Origin of the sequence: Micrococcus sp. Mcc28 (genome assembly GCF_024519775.1) — a bacterium.
Classification (GTDB): Bacteria; Actinomycetota; Actinomycetes; order Actinomycetales; family Micrococcaceae; genus Micrococcus; species Micrococcus luteus.
On sequence record NZ_JALJRH010000034.1, the window covers coordinates 1 to 2,715 of the forward strand.

Here is a 2,715-nt window from a genome sequence, read left to right on the forward strand (position 1 = left end):
CCACTCGTCTCATCTCAGCCGGCGCCTCGTGGCAAGAACCTCATGACCCACAACAGCTAGCCTGAGTCGGGTGAACACGACCGCCGCCGCCTCCGACCCGTCCGACGCCCCCCTGGCCTCCACCCGCATCGGGGAGGGCCCGCGCCGCGTCGCGTTCCTGCACGGCCTCATGGGCCGGGGCCGGAACTTCACCGGCCCGGCCAAGGAGCTGGGCGACGACTTCACGGTGGAGCTGATCGATCTGCCGGACCACGGCGCCTCGCCCTGGACCGACCGGGTGGACTACCGCGAGATCGCGGACCGGGTGGCTGCCCACCTGCGGGGCGGTCTCGCCGCCGACGGGCCGGTCCACCTGCTGGGCCACTCGATGGGCGGCAAGGTCGCCATGGTGCTCGCCCTGCGGCACCCGGAGCTCGTGGACCGGCTGATCGTGGAGGACATCTCCCCGCGGCTCTCACCGCAGGCCACGGACGAGTTCGTGCACCTGCTGGGCACCATGCTGCGCATGGACCTGGACGCGTACGACTCGCGGGCCGAGGCCGACGCGGCCATGGCCGAGCACGTCCACGACGCGCGGGTGCGCGGCTTCCTGCTGCAGAACCTGCGGCGCACGGGCGACCACTTCGCGTGGCAGCCCAACGTGGCCATGCTCTTCGAGCACCTGCGGGAGATCGGCTCGTTCCCGGACCCGGTGGTCCCCGAGGACCCGGAGCGCGTGTTCGACCATCCGGTCCTGTGGCTGGCCGGCGCCGAGTCGGACTACGTCCAGGATGAGGACGTGCCGCGGATGAAGGAGCTGTTCCCGCGCGTCGTGCGCGTGACCGTCCGTGACGCCGGCCACTGGCTGCACGCCGACCAGCCCGAGGCCTTCGTCTCCGCGGTGCGCACCTTCCTCACCGCCGACTGACGGGGCCCGTCGGGAGACGGAGACAGCGCCGAGGCCCGCAGACGCGCCGCCACGTTCCGTGCGTAGCGGCGCGTCTGCGGGCCTCAGCGTGGGGCGCGGGTGGGGGCGGACCCGTCGGCCGCCGCATCAGTGGGCGGGCACGGCCTTCTTCCCGCGCAGGCGTCCGACGAGCAGGACCACCCCGAGCGCGACCGAGCCCCAGAGCAGGCCCCACACGGCCGACGTCGCGGTCTCCGTGAGCCAGCCGAGGAACGCGCCGGCGGTGTGCGTGACGGGCTCGACGATCCCGTGCTGCACGGCGTAGGGCCACGGCACGCCCAGCGCGTCCAGCTCCACGAGGGCGATGTGGCCGCCCACCCAGAGCATCGCCACGGTGCCGATGACGGTCACCACGCGCAGCACGTGCGGCATGGCCTTGACCAGCCCGGCGCCGAACGAGCGGCCGCCGGAGGTCGAGGCGTTCTGGTGCAGGTGCAGGCCGACGTCGTCCATCTTCACGATCAGCCCCACCACCCCGTACACCCCCACGGTGATGACGACGGCCACCACCGCCAGGATCGCCGCCTGCATCCAGAAGCCCAGGTCGGCCACCTCGTTCATGGAGATGACCATGATCTCCAGGGACAGGATGAAGTCCGTGGTGATGGCCCCGCGCACCACGGTGTCCTCAGCCTCCGGACCCCGCTCGACGGCAGGCTCCTCGTCGTCGGCATGCCCGTGGCCGGCGAGCTTGCCCCACACCTTGTGCGCGCCCTCATAGGACAGGTAGGTGCCGCCGGCCAGCAGCAGCCACGGCAGGATCCAGGGGGCGAGCCAGTCGAGCAGCAGCAGCGCGGGAAGGATGAACACGAGCTTGTTGCGCAGGGAGCCCTTGGTGATCCGCCAGATCATCGGCAGCTCGCGGGCCGCGGCCGCGCCGGCCATGTACTGCGGGGTCACCGCGGCGTCGTCGACCACCACGCCCGCCGCCTTGGCCGCGGCGCGTCCCGCTCCGGCGGCCACGTCGTCCACGCTCGCGGCGGCGAGGCGGGCGAGGGCGGCGACGTCGTCGAGCAGGGCTACGAGTCCGACCATGGTTCCTCCTGGGGTGGGTCCGACGGGCGAGCCGGTGCGCGGGCAGGGCGCAGGTTGAGCATAGCGGCGAGGACGGACACGCACCGGCCCGGCCCCGTGGGGGACCGGGCCGGTGCGCGCGCGGCCGACGAGGCCGCCGGTGGGCTCAGGCGTCGTTCTCGGTGGTCTCCACAGGACGGGAGCCCAGGCGGCCGTCGATGCGGAGCAGGCCCGAGCCGTCGTCGCCGACGAGCTCGAGCTGGCCCACGATCTCGGAGACGGTGGCCTCCTCCTCGATCTGCTCGTCCAGGAACCAGTTCAGCAGCGGGCGCGAGTTGAGGTCGCCCGCGGACTCGGTGGCCCGGTACAGCTCGCGGATCGCCTCGGAGACCTTCTGCTCGTGCGCGAGCGCGGCCCGGAAGATCTCCAGGGCCGACAGGCCGGCCTGCACGGGCGGGGCCGGGATGGCGCCGATCGTCGGGAAGCTGTCCCGGTCGGCGACGTGGTCGATGAACTTGTTCGCGTGGACGATCTCCTCGTCCGCCTGGTGCCGCAGCCACGCGGCCATCCCGGACAGGTCCAGGTCGTCGGCGGCGATCGCGAGCTGGCGGTAGACCATGGACGCCTCGAACTCGAGGGTGATCTGGTCGTTGAACTTCTGCAGCAGGTCATCGGTGAGCTTCATGCCTCGAACTCTAGGTGTTGTGGGTCATGAGGTTCTTGCCACGAGGCGCCGGCTGAGATGAGACGAGTGG

General features: G+C 72.0%; 3 protein-coding genes. 1 reads left to right on the forward strand and 2 read right to left on the reverse strand.

Going from position 1 to position 2,715, the window contains the following annotated elements:
* Positions 1-70 precede the first annotated feature (70 nt).
* On the forward strand, positions 71-907 hold the full coding sequence (locus NR073_RS10950) for an alpha/beta fold hydrolase (RefSeq protein ID WP_127435325.1): 837 nt from the start codon (positions 71-73) through the stop codon (positions 905-907).
* 126 nt (positions 908-1,033) lie between these two features.
* On the opposite strand, the gene NR073_RS10955 is transcribed toward NR073_RS10950, so the two are convergent.
* Positions 1,034-1,981 (reverse strand): DUF808 domain-containing protein, encoded by a 948-nt coding sequence (locus NR073_RS10955; RefSeq protein ID WP_256748832.1) that lies wholly within the window; start codon positions 1,979-1,981, stop codon positions 1,034-1,036.
* 145 nt (positions 1,982-2,126) lie between these two features.
* Positions 2,127-2,645, reverse strand: coding sequence for a ferritin (locus tag NR073_RS10960; protein ID WP_020626453.1), 519 nt, complete (start codon positions 2,643-2,645; stop codon positions 2,127-2,129).
* Between the last annotated feature and the right edge of the window lie 70 nt (positions 2,646-2,715).